We start from the raw sequence: 19,912 nt of genomic DNA, 5'->3' as shown, positions 1-19,912 counted from the left end.
CGAATCCCTGCTGTCCGTAGCCCTGCTGTCCGTATCCCTGCTGTCCGTATCCCTGCCCGGGGTACGGCTCGTAGCCTCCGTGGCCCGGGTAGGGCTGCTGGCCGTAGCCCCGGTCGCCGTAGGGGTCCTGGTTCTGGTCCGGTCCAGAACGGTAGGGGTCGTTCGGGTACCCGTCCCCCGGTGGGGTGCCTCCGGTAGTCATTGCCGTCTCCATCATCCGGTGCCGCGGGTTCGTTCCGCGGCGCTCGTACCGAACCTAGTTGCGCAGCGGCGCGAGTACGAGGTCCAACTCGCGGACCATGAGGCATTCGGCGGAAACGCATCGGGCCCCGCTGACGAGCGTCAGCGGGGCCCGATGGTCACCGGAGAGGTGGGCGTCAGATGTTGGCGTCGATCTCCACGGCCTGTGCGACACCGGCGATGGTGCCGGCGATCTTCACGGCCTCCCACGCCTGCTCCTTGGTGACGCCCTCCTTGCGGATGACGTCATCGTGGGCGGCGGTGCAGTTCTCACAGCCGTTGATGGTGGACACGGCCATCGACCACAGCTCGAAGTCGGCCTTCTCCACGCCGGGGTTGGCGATGATGTTCATCCGCAGGCCCATGCGGACCTGGGTGTAGTCGTCGCCCAGGAACTCCTTGGCGCGGTAGGCCACATTGTTCATGGCCATGATCGAGGCGGCGCCGAGCGCGGCGTCGAACGCCTCGTCCGACAGGTGCTGGCGGGCCTCGTCGGCGATTTCCGACAGGACGGTCGCTGACCGGGTCGCCGCGGCGGTCGCGAGGAACGTGCCCCAGAGCTGCTGCTCGTTCAGCTCGGTGGACCGCGCCAGCGAGCCGAGGTTCAGCTTGAGATCCTTGGCGAACTCGGGGAGTCCGGACTTCAGGTTCTCGATGCTCACTTGATGCCCTCCTGCAGCATGTCCATCTTGTTGATGTTCTTGGTGGGATCGTTCTTCTGCCAGTTGCAGGCGCAGACCTCGGACGACTGCAGGGCGTCCAGCACACGCAGGACCTCGTCCACGTTGCGGCCGACGGCGTCCGGGGTCACCGAGACGAACTGGATGACGTTGTCCGGATCGACGATGAAGGTCGCGCGATCGGCGACACCGTCGGCGTTCTCCACACCGAGCGCGCGGATCAGCTCGTGCTTGATGTCCGACAGGAGCGGGAACGGCACGGTCTTCAGCTCGTCATTGGTCGCGCGCCAGTTGAAGTGCGCGAACTCGTTGTCGATCGAACCGCCCAGGATCTGGGTGTCGCGGTCCTGGAACTCCTCGTCGAGCTTGCCGAAGGCGGCGATCTCGGTGGGGCAGACGAAGGTGAAGTCCTTCGGGTAGAAGAAGATCACGCGCCACTTGCCCTCGTAGGACTGGTTGGTGATCGTCTCGAAGTAATCCTCGGGCTGCTGCGCGTTGACCTCCTTGAGGTCACCACCCTTCAGTGCGGTGAGTTCGAAGTCGGGGAACTGATCGCCGATGGTGAGAAGAGCCATGTGATCCTCCTGAGGGTTTGGCGTTAGTCGGACGGCCATGCCCGACTATGCCCCACTCCCTGTGAGAGGTAAAGCTGATGAGACGTAGATCACTCATAGGAATGGTCGAATAATCGTCGACTTCCGGTTATCGATGGCCGTACATTGATCGGTATGGCTGATCAGCGGTTCGTTCCGAGCCTCATGCAGCTGCGGGTCTTCCTCGCCGTGGCGGAGCGCCTGCACTTCCGCAGCGCCGCCGAGGGGCTCGGCATGAGTCAACCCTCCCTGTCCCAGGCTCTGGCGACGCTCGAGGACGGACTGGGTCTGCACCTGGTCGAGCGCAGTACGCGGTCCGTCCTCGTCACGCCCGCGGGGCACCGCCTGCTGCCGTACGTGCGCGCGGCAGTGACCGCGATGGACGCGGTGGCCGATGCGGCTGCGGGCAGTGACGGGCCGCTGTTCGGGTCGTTGCGAATAGGCGTGATCCCCACGGTTGCCCCCTACCTGCTGCCCGGCTTGCTCCCCGCGCTGGGGGAGCGGTTCCCGGACCTCACGCCGCGGGTGGTGGAGGACCAGACGTCCCGGCTGGTGGACGGGCTGCGCAGCGGCGTCATCGACCTCGCGATCATGGCGGTCCCCACCGACGCGATGGGCGTCGCCGCCACGCCGCTCTACACCGAACCGTTCGCCCTGCTCGTGCCGGCGTCGCACGAGCTCGCCGGACGCGAGGGCCTGCCGCTGGAGATTCTCGTCGACCAGCCGCTGCTGATGCTCGACGAGGGCCACTGCCTCCGCGAGCAGACGGTCGAATTGTGCCGCCGGGTCTCCGCGCCGGTGCTCGGGCGGGGTGAATCCCGCGCCGCGTCCCTCACCACCGCGGTGCGGTGCGTCGCCGGAGGATTGGGAGTGACGATCGTGCCCGAGTCCGCGGTCGGTCCGGAGACGCGCGATCCCGGAATCGCCGTGGCGCGGTTCGCGGATCCGGTGCCCGGTCGGACGATCGGTCTCGTGCTCCGGACCGCGACCGCGGGGGCGGATGCCTACGCCGAATTCGGCCGTGTCGTCGCCGGCGTGGCCGCGCAGGAGTTCGGCGCGACCCCCGTGTGACGACCGGTCACCGTGCGCCGGCGGGGACACGTGCCCCGATCCGCTCGACACGGTCGACCGCGGCCAGGAACCGTGAACGGAGCCCCTGAGTGCGCGCGATCCACTGCTTCTGGAAGGCGACGAACTCGGCGCGGCCCGCGGCGGTCTCCACCGGTATCGGCGTCAGGCCCCAGGCCGAGAGGTCGTAGGGCGACGAGCGCATGTCCACCTCGCGGGCGTCGAACGCGGCTCGCAGGGCGTCGAGGAGGAGCTCACCCGGTGCGCCGGCCTCGAGGGCCGCCGTGTGGGCGTAGACATCCATCCCCGCGTGGAGGCACGCCGGCTGCTCGTCGAGGACCTGCCCGTCTCGCGTGAGCGGCTCGCGGTTGAGAGGAACTGCGGCGTCGGTGAAGAAGCGGAACGCATCGAAGTGCGTGCACTGCAGATGCGAGCTTCGGACGACCTCGTCGACCCGCTCGTGGGTCAGTCGCAGGGGAACCTGCCCGTGGCGCACGCCGTCGCGGCCGGAACGATAGAGCATCGCCCACTCGTGCAGGCCGAAGCACCCCGTGGCCCCGCGGCGTCCCGCCGTGGCCGAGACCACCGCACGGGCGCGGGAGACCCGGTCGCCGCAGCGACGCCAGACCGAGTCGGCGTCCACGACGAGTCCGTCCCGGCCGGCGATCGTGTCGCGGCGGTAGTGCCGCCACTCGCGGCGTTCCGACCGGTGCGCGTTCTCCAACAACACGCCGGGCCCAGGATGCCAGCGACGCACCGTGGCGACGCTCGTGCGGTAGTAGGTGAAAAGGAAGTCGACGACGGGGTGCGGCTCCCCGCGGCGCCGGCGTTCCAGGTGCTCGGCCGTCAGATGGTCGACCCACGCGTGGTGGCGTTCCTCGCGGTGCCTCCAGAGCTCCTCCGGGAGCACCACCGGGTCGGGTGGCCGCACGTCGGACATCACGACCGCTTCTTCCGCTTGGGGCGGTGGACGCGCGACCGCGCGGGCCGCCGGGGTTCGGACGGCCGCCGCGACCGCGCCGGCGGGGACGGAGCCTTCCGGACGGCCGGTGTCGCGAGCTCGGGGCCGAACACCCGCGCGATCGTCTCTTCGGCGCCCGGCCGGGAGGCATCGACCGTCTCCACCGACATCCCCGACGCCCGCGCCTGATCGGCGACGCGGTCCACCTGGGAGGGCCTGAGGACGGCGGCGACCACGCCGGCCCGCGCGACGCCGCGACCGGTGCGCCCCGAACGATGGACGAGGTCGTCCATCGAGTGCGGCGGTCCAACGTGGACCACATGGCCGACGTCGACGATGTCGAGCCCCCGGCCCGCGAGGTCCGTCGCCACCAGGACGCGGACGGCACCCGAGGCCAGCTCGGAGAACGCGGAAGAGCGCCGGGTGGGGGAGTCCGACCCCTTCACGCCGGCCACGCGGACGCCGGTGTCCGCGATGGCGGCACGCAGCGCGTCGACGGTATCCCGGCGAGGGACGAAGAAGAGCCCGCGCGTGCAGCGGGCCGCCAGCGCGACCGCCACGCCGTCAGGATCCGGGGTGGAGAGGATGACCAGCTGACGTGGCGCGCCCGTTGTCGTCGTCGTCCCCGTCGCGGTCTCCCCGGCCGCGGTGTCGGCCGCCGGCGACCCTCCGGGCCCGGGTTCCTGCTGTACCGACGCCGGCGCGCGCTCGACGCGGTGGACCCGGAGGCCGGGACGCGCCTCGCGCAGGCGTGCCTCGACGTCGGCGTCGGCGGTGGCCGTGGTCGCCAGGAGCCCCGCACCGGTGCAGGTGGCGAGGAGCGACTCCGTCTGGTCGACGAACGAGGGCCCCAGGAGGTGGTCGGCCTCGTCGAGCACCATGACCCGCGCGTCGGCGAACGACACGGCCCGGGACCGGACCAGGTCGGCGAGGCGACCCGGCGTGCCCACGGCCACGTCGACCGGGGCGATGAGCGCGCGACGATCCCGCTTGATCGGCTGGCCGCCGACGAACGAGGCCACCCGCAACCCGGCGCCCGCCCCCACCTCCGCGAGGACCTCGGCGCTCTGCTCCGCGAGTTCGCGGGTGGGTGCCACCACGACCGCCCGGGGCCGACCCGGCAGGCTCGGTGACCCCGCGAGGCGGTGGACCACCCCGATCGCGAACACCAGCGTCTTGCCGGAGCCGGTCGGTGCCACCGCGAGCAGGCTCTCGCCGCCGACGGCGTCGGCGAGCGCGGCCGCCTGCACCGGTGTCGGCTCACCCGCGACGAGCGCGGACACGGCATGCCTGATCGGGACCGACACCCCGAGGTCTTCGAGGAGCCGGCCCAGACCACCGGGCTGCGAACCGCTCAGACCCGGACCTCCGAACGATCGCCGCTCCACAGAGTGTGGAAGCTACCCTCACGGTCGGTGCGCTGATAGGTATGCGCGCCGAAGAAGTCGCGCTGACCCTGGATCAACGCGGCGGGCAGACGTTCGGTGCGCAGGCCGTCGTAGTACGCGAGTGCGGCCGAGAAGCCCGGCGCGGGGATGCCAGCGGTGACCGCGGTCGCGACGACGCGGCGCCAGCTGTCCACGCAGTCCGCCAGTGCCTCGGCGAAGTACGGCGCCGCGAGCAGGGAGGGCAGCGACGGGTCGGCGGCGTACGCCTCACGGATCCGGTCGAGGAACGTGGCGCGGATGATGCAGCCGCCGCGCCAGATGGTGGCGAGATCGCCACGGGCGACGTCCCATCCGTACTCCGCGCTCGCCGCCGTGATCTGGTCGAACCCCTGCGCGTAGGCGATGACCTTGGACGCGTAGAGCGCCCGGCGGACGTCCTCGACGAACTCGGGACCGGTCTGCGCGGGGGTCGACACCGAGCCGGCGGGCAGGGTGCGCCCGGCCTCCCGCTGGGGGACGGAGCTCGACAGCGCGCGGGCGAAGACGGCCTCGGCGATGCCCGTGACCGGGACGCCCAGATCGAGGGCGGACTTGACGGTCCACCGACCGGTGCCCTTCTGGCCGGCGCGGTCGACGATCACGTCGACCAGCGGTGCGCCGGTCTCGGCATCGACCTGCGCGAGCACCTCCGCCGTGATCTCGATGAGGTACGAGTCGAGCTCGCCGGTGTTCCACTCACGGAAGACGTCGGCCATGGCCGCCGGCTCGATGCCCGCCACGCCGCGCAGGAGGTGATAGGCCTCGCCGATCAGCTGCATGTCCGAGTACTCGATGCCGTTGTGCACCATCTTGACGAAGTGGCCCGAGCCGTCCTCGCCGACATGGGTGCAGCACGGCGTGCCGTCGACCTTCGCCGAGATGTCCTCGAGCATGGGTCCGACGACCTCGTAGCTGGACGCGGGCCCGCCCGGCATGATGGACGGCCCCTCCAGGGCGCCTTCCTCGCCGCCCGAGATGCCCGCACCGATGAACCGGATGCCACGCTCGGCCATGGCCTTCTCGCGACGGATGGTGTCCGTGTAGAGGGAGTTGCCGCCGTCGATGATGATGTCGCCCTCGTCGAACGCGTCGGCGAGCGCGTCGATCACCGCGTCGGTGGGCGCGCCCGCCTGCACCATCACGAGTGCGCGCCGCGGCGAGCGCAGCGCGGCCGCGAACTCGGCGATCGTCTCGGTGCGGACGAAGTCACCGTCCTCGCCGTGCTCCGAGAGCAGGGCGTCGGTCTTTCCCGCAGAGCGGTTGTGGACCGCCACCGTATACCCGTGCCGGGCGAAGTTGCGGGCGATGTTCGAGCCCATCACGGCGAGGCCGGTCACTCCGATGTCGGCGGTGCCGACAGTGCCGGCGGCGGGCTGCGCGTCCTCGCGTTCAGTACTCATGGGCCTCAGCGTAGTCGACGCCCGCGAAGCGAGCGGACCTGCATCGATGCGAGCTATCGGCCGGGCCGGAGGCGGGGTGGCGGCAGCGAAGTGGTTGATAGGTCAGACGTGCACTGAGTGCAAGGATTCGTCGATCGGCCGAAAAACTCTTGGTAACAACCGGCGATGTGTTGTAACACTTATGGTCGGGCCAGATGACCTGGACCACAACGATTCGGGGGACGGATCGCCGTGGTCCGGACGTCTCCGCGGAGGCGCGCCGGACCCGGTTCGGGGACTCTACGAGGGGAAAGACCAGACATGACCGGCTTATTGCTGCCCACGCAGTTGGCGGGGACACGCACGCTGTTCGACGACACGGTCGAGGTGCTCGGTGGCCTCCGGGCCGGCTATCCGAAGTTCTACTCGATCGCGGACCTGGGGACGCAGTCGCGGCGCCGGTGGGTGCCGCTCGAGCGGGCCGTGGACAGTGGCCGTGTGGAGCAGATGTTCCGCGACCACTTCACCGAATCCGGAGACATCCGCTTCTCGACGTACCTGGTCGCGGAGGCCTTCACCCACGGTGTCCTCGGTCGCGCGGTCGCCAGCTTCGTCACCATCGGACGCGTCTGGGACACCGGCGCCGAGAACATGGCCGTGCGGACAGACATCGAGGGGGGCCTCGACTGGGCCGGCGTCCGCGACACCACCCTCCGGGTGCTGCCGGACGACCCCGCCGCGGGATCACCCGGCACCGTCGTCCTACCCTGTGAACAGGCGCTCGCACAATGGCTCGCCTGCCGGTCCCGCTCGACCCTGACGGCGGTGTTCGAGGGCCTCGCCGAGGTGAGCAACTGCAGTGTCGACACGCTCTGGTCGATGGCCGGTGAATGTGTCCTGGGGGCCGCGACGATCGTGCCGACGTTCGCCGACACCAGCCCGGAGACCGGATACCGGCGCGGACAGATGGTGCTCCAGGCCCTTCACGATTCCGGATTGGCCGTCCGCCGGCGTAGCCGGCTCCCGCGCACCCCGGGCTCGGGGCCCATCCCCGTGCGCGACCGGGGGTGGCGCTCCGTCCGCTGATCCGGGAGGCGTGAGTGATCCCGCACGAGTACGGCCCGGGTAACGTTCGATCCCGGTGGTCCGGACCGGCCGGGCCGGGGAGATGAGGTCAGATGTCCGACACGGTTGACAGTGATGTGATCGAGCGTATCCGTGCCCATTCCGGCATCGGCTTCGGCGGCAACATCGGGATCGAGTACACCGAGGTCACTCCCGACAGGGTGGTCGTGACGGTGGACGTGAAACCGCACCTCCACCAGCCGTACGGAATCGTCCACGGCGGGGTCTACTGCGCGATCGTCGAAGAGGTCGCCAGCGTGGCCGGCGCGGTGTGGCTCGGGGGCGAGGGCAAGGTCGTCGGGGTGAACAACTCGACCGACTTCCTCCGCGCCGTCACCGAGGGCACCCTCACGGCGACCGGGACCCCCGTGCACCGCGGCCGGTCCCAACAGCTCTGGCGGGTCGAGATCGCCGATGACCACGGACGTACCGCGGCGGTGGGTCAGGTGCGGCTGGCGAACCTACAGTAACCGGCTGCGAGACGGCGACGCGCCCGACGGCAACCTGCCCGCCGGGCGCGTTCCTCGTCGTCGACCCCGGTAGCCGGGCCCTCAGTCGACGGGCCCGAGTCGAGCGGTTCTCAGTCGACCGACGCGGAGGCGGACTGTTCCTCCCGCGACCGATCAGCGGACCGCTGGGCGGCGTCGTCGGCGGCCACCTGCTCGAGGGCCTGGCGCGCGTAGACCCACTGCTTCGTCGAGGTCAGCTGCGAGCGGTGATCGCCGCCCATGTGCATCCCCCACGAGAACATCGTCGTGATGCGGTTCTTGAAACCGATCAGGTAGGCGAGGTGCACGACGAGCCACATGACCCAGGCGATGAAACCCGAGATCTCGATCGGGCCCATCTTCACCACCGCGCTGTAGCGCGACACCGTGGCCATGGAGCCCTTGTCGAAGTACTTGAACGGCTTCCGCTCCGCCGGGGTCCGGCCCTTCTCGACCTCTGCGATGATCTGCTTGGCCGCGTACTTGCCACCCTGGATGGCGACCTGCGCGACACCGGGCAGGTTGTCGAGGCTCATCATGTCGCCCACCACGAAGATCTCCGGGTGGCCCGGCAGTGAGAGGTCCTTGTTGACCAGCACGCGTCCGGCGCGGTCGATCTCGGCGGCCGTCTGTTCGGCGAGCTGCTTGCCCAGGGGGCTGGCCTTGACGCCGGCGGACCAGATCTTGCACGAGGCGTCGATGCGACGCACGGAGCCGTCCGGGTCCTTGACCTCGATGCCCTGGTAGTCGACGTCGGTGACCATCGCGTTGAGCTGGATCTCGACGCCCATCTTCTCCAGGCGGGCGCGCGCGGCGTTGCCGAGGTTGTCGCCGAACGGTGGCAGCACCGCGGGCGCGGCATCGAGGAGGATGACGCGGGCGGAGGCCGGGTCGATGCGGCGGAAGCTGCCCCGGAGGGTGTGCTGGGCGAGCTCGGCCACCTGGCCGGCCATCTCGACACCGGTGGGTCCGGCGCCGACGATGACGAAGGTCAGTAGGCGACGGCGCTCCTCCTCGTCGTCGATCACCTCGGCCTGCTCGAAGCAGCCGAGGATGCGGCTGCGCAACTCCAGCGCGTCGTCGACCGTCTTCATGCCGGGCGCCCACCGCTCGAAGTGGTCGTTACCGAAGTAGGACTGATTGGCGCCCGCGGCGACGATGAGGCTGTCGTACTCGAGATCGAAGTTGATGTGGCCGGCCGAGGCGTGGAGCTTCTTGGCCGCCACGTCGATCGTGTCGACGTCGCCGAGGACAACCGTGGCGTTCTTCTGGTCCCGCAGGATGAGGCGGGTCGGCGGGGCGATCTCGCCCACGGAGAGGATGCCGGTGGCCACCTGGTAGAGCAGCGGCTGGAACAGGTGGTGGCCCGTTCTGGCGACCAACGTCACGTCGACGTCGGCCTTGTCGAGCTGTTGGGCGGCGAACAGACCGCCGAAGCCGGAGCCGACGATGACGACGCGGTGCCGGCGGCCGGCCGGTGCGGTGGCGGTGACCTGGTCGATTGCGGGCTCGGTCATGGCGGCTCCTGATGAGGCTGGTCTGTGGTGAGGGGCTCGTTGGCCTCGTCGGTCTGGGGCCCGCGAAACTACCGCCGGGCACGAGTCCCCAGGATAGTGCGCCGTCCGACACCGCGCACACGGAGAGGCGCGGCGCGCGGGTGCGCGGGCCCCCGTCGAGCCGAGCCGGAGGGTCGCCGCCGCGCCTGAGCGGGGGGACGGCCGGTCGGCGGTAGCGTCCCTGTGACGCGAGCCCCACAAGGAGGGACACCGGTGGTCAGAGTCGAACCCCAGGCCGTCGACCTCGAGCGCTGGCCCGCGCTCGCCCCGCCGTCCGGGGTGCCGGGCCAGCCGCCGGTACTCATCGCCCAGGCCCTGCGGCGCTCGGCGCGCGAGCTCGGCCTGCGGATCGACTACCCCGACGCGTCGGCGGCGGGGGAGTACGACGCCCCGGTTCGGGTGGTCCTACGCGAGCCGGAGCACTTCTGGGCGCGGCTGGCGGTGGGCGGGGTGGTCGGGCTCGGCGAGTCGTTCATGGCCGGGGACTGGACCACGCCCGACCTGTGCACCGCCATCGCGACGCTGGCCCCGTGGATCGCAGCGAACGCCGACTGCGCCCACCCGGGAGAGCGGGCTTACGGACGTGACGGTCGCGGCCCCGTCGGCGGTGGGCGGCGGCGGGGCGGTCCCGTCACAGTGGAGCTGGAGGACTCCGTGCCCGGCGCGCTGACCTCGTTGTACACGGACGAGACGATGTCGACGTCGGGCGCCGTCTTCGCGTCCGGTGCGCGGACCCGGACCCGCCTGGCGGGCGGGACCGACGTGGTCCACCTGGAGGCGCCGTCGCCGGCCCCCCGGCGGGCCGATCTGGGGGACGCCCAGCGTCGGTCGGCCGACACGATGCTGACGTTGGCGGGGGTGGAGGACGGCTCCCACGTGATCGTGGCGACGCCCGGGTGGGGCGAGCTGCCCATGCGCGCTGCGGAGCGCGGGGCTCACGTGCGCACGATGACGGCGTCCACCGAGAGGTTGTCGGCGCTGGGGTCGAGGTTCGCCGCGGCGGGGCTGGACGAGGAGATCTCCCTGTTCCTCGGCGCCCCGTCCGATGCCGCCGGGACGGTCGACGCCGTCGTCGCGGCGGAGCCCGGCACGACCGCCGGCCGCGCCGGGCACGACGAGGTGATCGGCGTGGCGGACCGGCTCCTCGGTGCGGGGGGGCGGCTCGTGATCCACACGACCGTCGCGCCGGGCCGTCCCAACCCCGCCGTGGTGGAGCTCGCGGCGTGGGAGTCGAGGTACGTCTCCGAGGCGGGGCCTCCGGTCGCGTGGTCGGAGCTGGTCGACGCGATCGAGCGGGCGCCGAGGCTGACACTGCGGGGGCGGGTCGAGACGACCGCCCACCACGCGGAGACGGTCCGGCTCTGGTCCGAGACCTTCGCCCAGCGCGGCCGCGACGCCGCCGCCCTGGGCTTCGACGCCGTCTACAGACGGATGTGGGCGTTCCACCTCGCGGTGTTGGAGGCGGGGTTGCGAACGGGATGGACCGAGTCGGTGCAAGTGCTGGCGGCCGCGGAGGGCGCGGTGTCGCACCGCGACGGACGGGGTACGACCTAAGGTCATCGGCATGGGAAACCTCCTCACCCCGCTCGCGATCTGGTTCGGTCGGCAGGACGCGACGCGCGAGAACTCCCACCTCGTCGTCACTCTGGACCGGTGGCTGAGCCGGGTCTCGCGTGGTCGTGTCCCGCTGCTCCGGCTGGCCGCGCTGCCCACGCTCACGCTCCACGTGCCCGGGCGCAGGAGCGCGGAGCCGCGCAGCACGCCCCTGCTGTGTGCCTCCTGGGACAACGGCCTCGTGGTCGTGGGCTCCAACTGGGGCGGTCAGACGACTCCGGCCTGGGTCCACAATCTGCGCGCCGCCGGCGAGGGGGAGGTCGAGATCTCGGTCTACGGCGCGCGGCTCGTCGTGGACGGGCGCGAGCTGCCCGACGACGAGCGGGCGTCGGCGTGGGCCGCGGCGGTGCGGGTGTGGCCGAACTACGAGATCTACGCCCGCCGCACCACGCGGACGCTGCCGATCTTCCACTTCACCCCGAGGCTCTAGCGGTTCCCTCGGCGGGTCGGGCAGGTCAGCGCCGGCGGGCCACCATGTTCATCGCGGTCGCGGTGAGGACCGGGTCGCCGTCCTGGTTGACCAGGGTCACGTCGGTCGTCAGCACCCCGCGGTCCGGCTTGGTGCGCGACGGGCGGACACCCGTGGTCTCGCACAGCAGGGTCAGCCGGTCACCGGGGCGCAGGGGCCGCACCCACCGCAGCTCGTCGATCCCCGGAGAGGCGAGGCTCGCCACGCTGGTGAGGTAGTTGTCCGCGAACAGGCGCATCATGAGCGCGGCGGTCTGCCAGCCGCTCGCGATGAGGCCGCCGAACGGGCCGGCGGCCGCGGCGTCCGGGTCGGTGTGGATGCTCTGCGGGTCGTATCGCCGCGCGAACTCCATGATCTCCCCGGCGTCGACCGACTCCTCGCCGAAACGGTACCGGTGACCTTCGGTGTAGTCCTCGAGGTAGCGGTCGTCGATAGGGGTGGTGAACTCGTCGAACGTCTCGTCCTGCATGCTGCCTCCCGCTGTTCTGTGTACGCTCCCCAGTTAATCACCACTCACCGACTGGAGGACGGGGATGGCGTACTTCGAGAGGCTCGATCCGGGGAGTTTCCGGCCCACCGATCATGTGAGCGGCGCCTGGGACGCGTCCACGCAGCACATCGGACCCGCGTTGGGTCTGCTGGTCCACGCCGTGGAGCTCGACCTGGCCGGACGACGCGACGATCCGATGGTCCTCTCACGCCTGACCTACGAGCTGTTGGGTGTGGTGCCCATGGACGCGGTGGACGTCGAGGTGGAGGTGATCCGACCCGGGCGCACGATCGAACTGGTGGAGGCGACCTATTCACACGGCGACCGCACCGGCATCCGGCTGCGCGCGTGGCTGCAGCAGCCGCGCGACACCGCGGCGATCGCCGGCGACGCCTTCGACCCCCTCCCGCCGCCGGGAGAGATGGAACCGTGGGATCCCACCTCCGTGTGGGGCGGTGGATACCTCGCTTCCGCCCGGGTGCGGCGGGAGTCGAGCGGGCCGGGCCGGGCACGGTACTGGGTGCGCACCGACGTCCCTCTGCTCGCGGCGGAGGAGGTCAGCCCGCTCGCGCGGATGACGGCGCTCGTCGATATCGCCAACGGGATGGCGATCCGCGCGGACCCGGCCGTCGTCACCTTCCCCAACATCGACCTCACCGCGCACCTCGTGCGCTCGCCCGCGGGGGAGTGGCTGGGCTTCGACACCCGCGTGACCTTCGGTCCCGGCGGCCTGGGGCTCACCGCGAGCGTGATCCATGACGAGAACGGCCCTGTCGGGACCGTGTCCCAGTCGTTGACAGTACGGCCGTAGAGGGCCGGCGGCCGTCCAACCCGGGCGCCGCTCTACAACTGTCGCAGGTAGCAGCGCATCCCCGATCCGCTATCCGGATCGCGGTCGGTGAACCCGTGGCGTTCGTAGAAGCGCCGTGCGCCCAGGTCGTCGGCGTCGACGTTGATCAGCATCTCCTCGCAGCGTCGCGCGACCACCTCGAACAACGATCGGGTGATGATCGCGGCCCCGACGCCGCGCCCACGGAGGTCCGGCCGGACGTAGAGCTCCTCGAGCTGCGCGAGTGGGTGGTCCGAGTAGGGCGTCGGGCGCAGCGTGAGCAGCGCGAAGCCGACGTCGGTGGGAGCGTCCGACGAGCCGGGAGAGGCGACGACGGCGAGGACGTCGTCGCGCGCGAGGAGGTCCCCGAACCGCCGGGCGGCCTCGTCGGCGGTGGGGGTCGCGGACTCGAACCCGGTGTTGAACTCGTACAGCATCCGCCCGAGCGACCCGGCGTCCGCCGGCGTGGCCAGGCGTATACCCGCGTCGGCGATGGCCGAGTCACTCCGCGGCGGCGCCCCGGCGGGGAGCGGGCCCTCGAAGACGGCCCGCAGGCGCGCGAGGTCCTCGGCCACCATCGCGGCGTCCTGCTCGAACTCGTCGTCGTCGACCCCGCGGAGCGTGAAGATCACCTCCGCACCGTCCGGGTGCGGCACGACCCGCAGCGGGTTGTAGGTAACGGTCCCGTCGGGGAGCGTGACCTCGTGGTCCAGTACGCCCAGCTCGTTGCGGGGCAGGAAGCGCACGCTCACGCGGCCCATCGGGGAATCCACGACGAGCGTGTCGCCGCGGTCCCCGTCACCGTCCGCGCCGCCGCCCTCGGCGCCGGACTCATCGCCGGGCTCGATCCTGCCCGACGCCAGCCCGGCGGCCCAGGCGCCGAGGTTGGCGGGGTCGCGGGCGTAGGCGTACACCTGCTCGGGCGGGCGGCGGATGACCGTGGAGACGTGTCGCGTGCGCACGCCTGCCAGTATCCGCCGCGCGCGTCCGTCAGTCGACGGGTTCGGTGTCGTAACTTCCCTGACCCGGGATGCTGGTGACCGTCGTCAGCAGGAACACGGAGTCGGCGAGCGCGGTGACGGAGTGCCGGTGGTGGGTGAGCGTGTGCAGCTCCCCGGCCGCGATGTCGGTGGTGCCGTCACCGGTCACGCGGACAGCGCCCTGGAGCAGGTACAGGCTCGCGGCCGGGGGAGAGTTGTGCTCCTCCAGCTCGGTGCCCTCGGTGAGCGCGAGGAGCGCCTGACGCAGCGGACCCTCGTGGACGAGGAGCTCGGCGTGGCGACCGTGCTTGGACTCCTTGGCCTTGTCGAGAATGCGGTCGGCGGTCTCGGTCACATGGTTCATGGTGGAACTCACTGCCTCTCGTGTCGCGGCCATCCGGGTCTCTTCCCACGAACACTACGTCAGGACGGCGACCACCGCGGAGAGCACGATCGTCGCCGTGACCGCGGCGGTGGCCAGAGTGCGGGTGGCGCGGGCGGGGAGCCGGGTGCGGCCGGCCAGGACGACGCCGACGGCGAGCGCGACGCGAGGGGGAGAGACGATGATCGCGAAGGAGCCCCCGACGTTCTGGCCCGCGAGCGCGACGAGTCCGTCGGCCCCGAGGGCGGTCGAGGCCGAGGTGGTGGCCGCGGAGAACATGGCGGCGGCGCCGGTGTTGGTGCCGGTGAGGTACCCGCCGAGCGCCCCGATCGCGGGGGTGAGGGCCAGTGACGCCGTGCCGAGCCCGGTCGCGAGCCCGGCGAGGTGGGCGGCCATGCCCGCGGTCGCCATGACGATGCCGATGGCCATGTACACGATGGCGTTGCCCGCCACGGGGACCCACGTCGCCATCGCCGTCCGGAGCAGGCGCGCGATGCCCGAGCCGGGTGTGGTGTACACACGCAGCGCGACGAGGGCGGCGACGAGCACCCACAGGGCTGGGGAGGTGAGCCACCCCGCGCCGGCCGGGGCGCCCGCGACCGCCAGCGCGGCGGTGGTGCCGAGGATCCCCGCGAGCAGGACGGCGAACGGGACGAGAGCGCGCACGAGTCCGCCGGTCACGGCCGGCAGCGCGCCGTGACGCAACCGCGCCACCGCCAGCAGCACGGCGATGACGGCCGCCGAGGCGATGATGCCCGACGGTGCCACGCCGACGACCGCGTTGGACGCGACGAGGACGGCCCACTGGGTGACCACGACGGCCGCGCCCAGCGCGACGTGGCGCGCGGGCGGTCGGGTGAGGGCTGGCCACCGTGGGGCGTCCGGCGACCCGGTGGTCGCAGGGGTCCGGCCGGTGACGACGACGAGGACGGTCATCATGCTCACTACGAAGACCGGGAGGCTGAGCAGGGCGGACCAGTATCCCAGGGCGTCGACGCCCAGGCCTCCGAGCTCGGCGGCGACGAGGGTGCCCGGGCCCAGTGAGCCCCACGGGACCAGGACCAGCCCGAGCAGGCCCACGACGACCGCCTTCACAGGTGGTAGACCCATCCGCACGAGCAGCGGCGCGGTGATGACCACGCCCAGCCCGAAGCCGGTGACCGACTCCATGAACGGCGTGAGACCGAACACCAGCAGCAGGATCGCGGGCACCCGGTCACCGCCCGAACCGATCCGCTCCAGCCACCCGGCGATGTGGTCCCTGCTCCCGGTGGCCGACAGGGCCGTGGCCAACAGGACGCCGCCGAGGAGGATCAGTGCGACCTCGAGCACCGTCGGCCCCAGCTGGGCGGCCGCGGTGGCGACCTCGTCGTCGTCGGGCCGGAAGACGGTGACCGCCCCCGCCAGGGCGGCGACGAGGCCCGCGGTTCCCGCCACCAGCGAGGGGACCCGGAGAGCCAACAGTGCCAGGACCACGACGACCGGGGCGACGGCGACGCCGGTCGACACGAGCTCGCTCATCGCTCTCAACCTACCCGCGCGGGTGGCCGAGGTCGCCGGGCCCCGCGGTGGACCGGTTGCGGGCCGATCCGCCCGCGCGCACCCTACGCGGTAGGGAGGACACCACATGCGATCTCTGTCAGAGCAGAACCTCGATGACCTGGGCGGCCGGTGGAGCGTCCTCGCCCGGCAGAAGCTCGACCACATGGAGCTCGACCGGCTCCTCGGGGAGGTGGAACGGACGGACGGCGCGGAGCAGAAGCTGGCCCTGATCAAGACCTATCGGCTCGTGTTCCCCCACGCCTTCGCCGAGGAATCCGTGCTGTGGCCCGTGATGCGGGCGGAGCTGCCCGACGGGCACGAGCTGACGCTGCGCGTGGAGCAGGAACACCAGGAGGTCAACGAGCTCGTCACCCTGCTGGAGAACCTCGGTGACGCCCACCCGGAGCGCGACGAGGTGCTGCGTCGCCTCATCACCGTGCTGCGCGACGACGTCCGGGACGAGGAGGACGAGCTGCTGCCGCGGCTGCAGGAGAAGCTGAGCCCAGCCCGGCTCCGGGCCCTCGGCGTGGCGTGGGAGGCGGTCCGGCGCACCGCGCCCACCCGTCCCCACCCGGTGGTCGCACGCCGGCCCCCGGGCAACGTCGCGGCGGCGCTCCCGCTGACCGTGACCGACCGCCTGCGTGACGTACTCGAGTCGGCGGCCCTCCGCGGGCCGGACGCCGTCGGCCCCGCGCTGACCGCGGCCAGCGGGGTGCTGGCGCGCGCCGCCGGCGCGATCGAACACCTGCCGATCATGCGGCGCGGCGAGGATCCCAGCACGTCGAGAGGAGAATGAATGCACGCCACCGAGGTCGCCGACCGCGTCCACCGCCTGGCCCACGCCCACGTCAACTGCTATGTCATCGACGACGACGACGGAGTGACCCTCGTCGACGCCGGCCTGCCGAGCATGTGGAACCTGATGACCGACACCCTCCGCCGCCTGGGGCGCGGCCCCGGCGACGTGCGGGCGCTCGTGCTCACCCACGGCCACTTCGACCACGTCGGCTTCGCCCGCCGCGCCCGCGTCGAGCTGAACGTCCCGGTCCTGGTGCACCCGGAGGACGACCACCTGGCCGCGCACCCGTACAGCTACAAGCCCCAACGCAACCGACTGCTGTACCCGCTCCTGCACCCCCGGTCGCTGCCCGTGCTCGGGCGGATGGCGATGGCCGGGGCGCTCAGCGTCCGCGGGATCGAGGACACCGACGAGTTGGCGGTGGGCGCGGTGTTGGACATCCCGGGCCGGCCGGTGCCGTTGTTCGCGCCGGGCCACACCGGCGGGCACTGCATCCTGCACCTGCCGGACCGGGATACCGTGATCAGTGGCGACGCCCTCGTCACCCTCGACCCCTATACCGGTGCCACTGGCCCGCAGATCGTGGCGTCCGCGGCCACCGCCGACACGGCGACCGCCATCGAGTCGCTCGGGCCCATCGCCGAGACCGGGGCCGCCACCGTTCTGCCCGGACACGGTGAGCCCTGGACGCACGGAGTGGACGCCGCGGTCGGGAACGCCCGCGCCGTGGGGGAGCACTGACTGCCCTTCAGTGCACGACAACCTGTCAACGGAAAGGCCCGTATCCATGTCAGACGACACCAGAACGCCCGAGCAGATCGTGTCCGCCCTCATCGAGAAGTCGCCGATCTGCATGATCACCACGGTCAGCGCCGACGGACGACTGCTGAGCCGCCCGATGACCCGTCAGAACTCCGACTTCGACGGGACGATCCGGTTGCTCGCGCCCCGGGGCGGTGACATCGTGTCCGAGATCGCCGCCCATGCGCAGGTCAACGTCTCGGTGCAATCCTCCGACGGGTTCGTGTCGGTGGCGGGGCGCGCGGTCGTCGACGACGACCGCGACGCGGTGACCGCGAACTGGAGCCCCGCGGTCGACGCCTGGTTCCCCGACGGCCCGGACCAGGCGACCTCGATACTGGTGGAGGCGGAGGCGGCCGAGTACTGGGATTCGAGCGGCTCGAGCATCGCCCACATCGCCTCCTTCGTCCGCGCCACCGTGTCCCGCGGCGACCGGACTCCCGACATGGGGGACAGCGGCACCGTCGAACTGTGATCTGCCGGTCAGCCGGCGGTCCGCCCGGCGTCCCCGACCCGTGAATTCACGAGTCGCGGCTTCAGGCGGTCGGGGAGAGGGGAGAGTCCCCGCCGGAGTTCGGAGACGAGGTCCCGGGCGTAGCGCACCAGCCCGGTCGCGTCGACCCCGTGCGGTGCCGTGCCGTCGATGTGTTCGAGGCGCCCGGCCGCACGATCGAGCAACGCCACGGCCCCCGTGGCGTTGCCGCGTTGGATGTGCGTGATGCCGACGGCCAACTGGGCGAGTCCCTGCCACAGGTCCCGCTCGGCGGCGGGACCGCTCTTCCACGCACCCTCCAGGACCTCGTGGGCGTGGAACGCGCGGCCCCGGTCCAGCAGGTCCTGCGCCCACGCCAGGGACTCGGCGGGCGGTAGGTCGAGGTCCTCGGGAATGCGCTCGACCCCAACGCTGCCCGGCGGCAGCGGGCGACCGAGCTCGTCGCGTGGGCGGGCGTTGCGCGCGCGACCTTCCTCATCGCGGTCACGATCCGAACGGGGAGGGGTGGACATGGCGCCATGGTCTCACCCGGTGCCGCACGAGTGCCACCACGCGGCGGCCCGGAACCGGGACAATGGAGCCATGCCCGTCACTCTCGCTCCGAATGTGCTGTTGTGGGCGTCGGCGATCGACGAGACGACAGTCGACCAGGCGGTGGCCCTCGCGCGACTGCCGATCATCCACCCGCATATCGCGCTGCTGCCCGACGCCCACGCCGGCAAGGGGTCCGCGGTCGGCACGGTCATCCCGACCGTCGAGGCGGTCATCCCGGCCGCGGTCGGAGTCGATATCGGATGCGGGATGGTGGCCGCGCGTACCCGGTACACGGAGTCCGACCTCGAGCGCATCGACCTGAGCACGTTGCGCGACAGGCTGGAGCGCGCGATCCCGCTGTCGCCGGGCAACTACAACAAGGCCGTTCGTCACGACCACACGCGGGAGCGGGTTCGGGAACTCGAGATTCTCGCGGACTCCGGCGGCGTCGACCTGTCCCACTCGCCGAAGTGGCGCGAGCAACTGGGGAGCCTGGGCGGCGGGAACCACTTCATCGAGCTGTGTCTGGACGAGTCCGGAGCCGTGTGGTGCTTCCTGCACTCCGGGAGCCGAGGAGTGGGCAACAAGATCGCCCAGAAACACATCAGGATCGCCCAGCAGCAGTGCGCGGAGCGGGGCATCCGGCTCGAGGACCGTGACCATGCGTACTTGAAGCAGGGAACTGTCGAGTTCTCGCAGTACCTCGCCGAGCTGCGGTGGGCGCAGCGTTTCGCGCGGCTCAACCGTGACGAGATGATGGATCGCTTCCTCGCGGAGCTGGCCCGGATCTTCCGCGACGACGACGCCGGCGAATCGGAACGCGTGAACTGCCACCACAACTACACCGAGAAGATCGAACTCGATGGCAGGGAAGTGTGGCTCACCCGCAAGGGCGCCATCGATGCGAGTGAGGGCCGCATGGGATGCATCCCGGGATCGATGGGCACCCGGTCGTACATCGTCCGAGGCAAGGGGAACGCAGACGGGTTGTTCTCCGCGCCGCACGGCGCCGGTCGTCGGATGTCGCGGACACAGGCCAAGAAGCGGTTCACCGCAGCCGACCTCGACGCGGCGATGCAAGGAATTGTCTACCGGCCCGGCGATGCGTGGGTCGACGAGATCCCCGCCGCCTACAAGGACATCGACCGGGTGATGGAGGACGCCGACGACCTCGTCGAGATCGTGCACACACTGCGTCAGGTGATGAACCTCAAGGGGACATAGAGGGACTCCAGGGGCAGCGCCTAGGTGGAAGGTCTGCGTATTAGATTCATGCGTATTCGAGTCGGCAGGCAGGGGCCGTCCCTGGCCGTTGTTCCGAGCGGGTTCTCCCGCAGGGGGAGGCCGGATCACAACGTGCGGCCGGTACGGTTTGCGTGCCGGGTTGGCGGTATCGCGTTAGGGGATCCTCAATCGGAACCAGTCCGCAGATTGCTCAGCCGACCCGCGACCCAGGGCGAGG

21 protein-coding genes are annotated in these 19,912 nt (G+C 71.2%); 10 read left to right on the top strand and 11 right to left on the bottom strand.

The genetic code is table 11. The features are described 5' to 3' along the window. Nucleotides 1-377 precede the first annotated feature (377 nt). Entirely contained in the window at nt 378-902 is a 525-nt protein-coding gene (gene ahpD / locus DPA01S_RS06310; protein ID WP_061229544.1) for an alkylhydroperoxidase, AhpD family, read from the bottom strand. After that, nucleotides 899-1,495, bottom strand: a complete 597-nt coding sequence (locus DPA01S_RS06305; RefSeq protein ID WP_061229543.1) for a peroxiredoxin — start codon at nt 1,493-1,495, stop codon at nt 899-901. Before DPA01S_RS06305 ends, ahpD begins: the two co-directional genes overlap by 4 nt. Nucleotides 1,496-1,648: 153 nt before the next feature. Between DPA01S_RS06305 and DPA01S_RS06300 the strand changes: the two genes are divergently transcribed. Then, entirely contained in the window at nt 1,649-2,584 is a 936-nt protein-coding gene (locus DPA01S_RS06300; protein ID WP_061229542.1) for a hydrogen peroxide-inducible genes activator, read from the top strand. A 7-nt stretch (nt 2,585-2,591) separates the two neighbouring features. On the opposite strand, the gene DPA01S_RS06295 is transcribed toward DPA01S_RS06300, so the two are convergent. The 3 genes from DPA01S_RS06295 to gnd all read right to left on the bottom strand — a co-directional run bounded on the left by DPA01S_RS06295 (nt 2,592) and on the right by gnd (nt 6,369). Then, nucleotides 2,592-3,521 carry a hypothetical protein gene (locus DPA01S_RS06295; RefSeq protein ID WP_061229541.1) on the bottom strand — a complete coding sequence of 310 codons (930 nt, stop codon included), beginning with the start codon at nt 3,519-3,521 and terminating at the stop codon, nt 2,592-2,594. Further along, a complete protein-coding gene (locus DPA01S_RS06290; RefSeq protein ID WP_232303039.1) occupies nt 3,521-4,825 on the bottom strand; it encodes a DEAD/DEAH box helicase in 1,305 nt (434 codons plus the stop codon). The genes DPA01S_RS06295 and DPA01S_RS06290 overlap by 1 nt, the downstream gene beginning before the upstream one ends. Nucleotides 4,826-4,896: 71 nt before the next feature. Further along, the gene (gene gnd, locus DPA01S_RS06285) at nt 4,897-6,369 is read right to left on the bottom strand and encodes an NADP-dependent phosphogluconate dehydrogenase (RefSeq protein WP_061229539.1); all 1,473 of its coding nucleotides are present in this window, start codon (nt 6,367-6,369) and stop codon (nt 4,897-4,899) included. Between the two features lie 300 nt (nt 6,370-6,669). Between gnd and DPA01S_RS06280 the strand changes: the two genes are divergently transcribed. Beyond that, a complete protein-coding gene (locus DPA01S_RS06280) occupies nt 6,670-7,434 on the top strand; it encodes a hypothetical protein (RefSeq protein ID WP_061229538.1) in 765 nt (254 codons plus the stop codon). Nucleotides 7,435-7,526: 92 nt separating this feature from the next. After that, nucleotides 7,527-7,943 (top strand): PaaI family thioesterase, encoded by a 417-nt coding sequence (locus DPA01S_RS06275; protein WP_061229537.1) that lies wholly within the window; start codon nt 7,527-7,529, stop codon nt 7,941-7,943. A 110-nt stretch (nt 7,944-8,053) separates the two neighbouring features. Here DPA01S_RS06275 and DPA01S_RS06270 read toward each other — a convergent pair whose 3' ends face one another. After that, nucleotides 8,054-9,478: an NAD(P)/FAD-dependent oxidoreductase gene (locus DPA01S_RS06270; protein WP_061229536.1), complete on the bottom strand. Its 1,425-nt coding sequence runs from the start codon at nt 9,476-9,478 to the stop codon at nt 8,054-8,056. Nucleotides 9,479-9,730: 252 nt separating this feature from the next. On the opposite strand from DPA01S_RS06270, the gene DPA01S_RS06265 reads away from it, so the two are divergent. Together DPA01S_RS06265 and DPA01S_RS06260 are read left to right on the top strand one after the other, a co-directional pair. Next, entirely contained in the window at nt 9,731-11,071 is a 1,341-nt protein-coding gene (locus DPA01S_RS06265; RefSeq protein WP_061229535.1) for a class I SAM-dependent methyltransferase, read from the top strand. A gap of 10 nt (nt 11,072-11,081) precedes the next feature. Beyond that, entirely contained in the window at nt 11,082-11,561 is a 480-nt protein-coding gene (locus DPA01S_RS06260) for a nitroreductase family deazaflavin-dependent oxidoreductase (RefSeq protein ID WP_061229534.1), read from the top strand. 25 nt (nt 11,562-11,586) lie between these two features. Here DPA01S_RS06260 and DPA01S_RS06255 read toward each other — a convergent pair whose 3' ends face one another. Then, complete coding sequence (locus DPA01S_RS06255; RefSeq protein ID WP_061229533.1) at nt 11,587-12,069, bottom strand: MaoC family dehydratase; 483 nt, start codon at nt 12,067-12,069, stop codon at nt 11,587-11,589. A gap of 64 nt (nt 12,070-12,133) precedes the next feature. On the opposite strand from DPA01S_RS06255, the gene DPA01S_RS06250 reads away from it, so the two are divergent. Then, nucleotides 12,134-12,901 (top strand): thioesterase family protein, encoded by a 768-nt coding sequence (locus tag DPA01S_RS06250; protein WP_061229532.1) that lies wholly within the window; start codon nt 12,134-12,136, stop codon nt 12,899-12,901. Between the two features lie 32 nt (nt 12,902-12,933). On the opposite strand, the gene DPA01S_RS17565 is transcribed toward DPA01S_RS06250, so the two are convergent. Genes DPA01S_RS17565 through DPA01S_RS06230 form a run of 3 tightly spaced genes read right to left on the bottom strand, consistent with a single transcriptional unit; the run spans nt 12,934 to nt 15,802 of the window. Then, nucleotides 12,934-13,881 carry a GNAT family N-acetyltransferase gene (locus DPA01S_RS17565; protein ID WP_082767796.1) on the bottom strand — a complete coding sequence of 316 codons (948 nt, stop codon included), beginning with the start codon at nt 13,879-13,881 and terminating at the stop codon, nt 12,934-12,936. 28 nt (nt 13,882-13,909) lie between these two features. Next, nucleotides 13,910-14,263 carry a cupin domain-containing protein gene (locus DPA01S_RS06235; RefSeq protein WP_061229553.1) on the bottom strand — a complete coding sequence of 118 codons (354 nt, stop codon included), beginning with the start codon at nt 14,261-14,263 and terminating at the stop codon, nt 13,910-13,912. Nucleotides 14,264-14,317: 54 nt separating this feature from the next. Continuing rightward, the gene (locus tag DPA01S_RS06230) at nt 14,318-15,802 is read right to left on the bottom strand and encodes an L-lactate permease (protein ID WP_061229531.1); all 1,485 of its coding nucleotides are present in this window, start codon (nt 15,800-15,802) and stop codon (nt 14,318-14,320) included. A gap of 106 nt (nt 15,803-15,908) precedes the next feature. On the opposite strand from DPA01S_RS06230, the gene DPA01S_RS06225 reads away from it, so the two are divergent. From DPA01S_RS06225 to DPA01S_RS06215, 3 genes are read left to right on the top strand one after another with little or no spacing between them, the layout of a single operon-like run. After that, complete coding sequence (locus tag DPA01S_RS06225) at nt 15,909-16,619, top strand: hemerythrin domain-containing protein (RefSeq protein WP_061229530.1); 711 nt, start codon at nt 15,909-15,911, stop codon at nt 16,617-16,619. Next, nucleotides 16,620-17,363, top strand: a complete 744-nt coding sequence (locus tag DPA01S_RS06220) for an MBL fold metallo-hydrolase (protein WP_061229529.1) — start codon at nt 16,620-16,622, stop codon at nt 17,361-17,363. 46 nt (nt 17,364-17,409) lie between these two features. Continuing rightward, the gene (locus tag DPA01S_RS06215) at nt 17,410-17,898 is read left to right on the top strand and encodes a pyridoxamine 5'-phosphate oxidase family protein (protein WP_061229528.1); all 489 of its coding nucleotides are present in this window, start codon (nt 17,410-17,412) and stop codon (nt 17,896-17,898) included. Between the two features lie 8 nt (nt 17,899-17,906). Here the strand turns inward: DPA01S_RS06215 and DPA01S_RS06210 are convergent, their stop codons facing one another. Beyond that, nucleotides 17,907-18,428, bottom strand: coding sequence for a DUF309 domain-containing protein (locus DPA01S_RS06210; protein WP_061229527.1), 522 nt, complete (start codon nt 18,426-18,428; stop codon nt 17,907-17,909). A 70-nt stretch (nt 18,429-18,498) separates the two neighbouring features. On the opposite strand from DPA01S_RS06210, the gene DPA01S_RS06205 reads away from it, so the two are divergent. After that, on the top strand, nt 18,499-19,674 hold the full coding sequence (locus DPA01S_RS06205; protein WP_061229526.1) for an RtcB family protein: 1,176 nt from the start codon (nt 18,499-18,501) through the stop codon (nt 19,672-19,674). Nucleotides 19,675-19,912: the final 238 nt, after the last annotated feature.

The organism is Dietzia papillomatosis NBRC 105045 (assembly GCF_001570845.1).
Lineage (GTDB): Bacteria > Actinomycetota > Actinomycetes > Mycobacteriales > Mycobacteriaceae > Dietzia > Dietzia cinnamea.
This window is presented reverse-complemented; position numbering and strand designations above follow the sequence as displayed.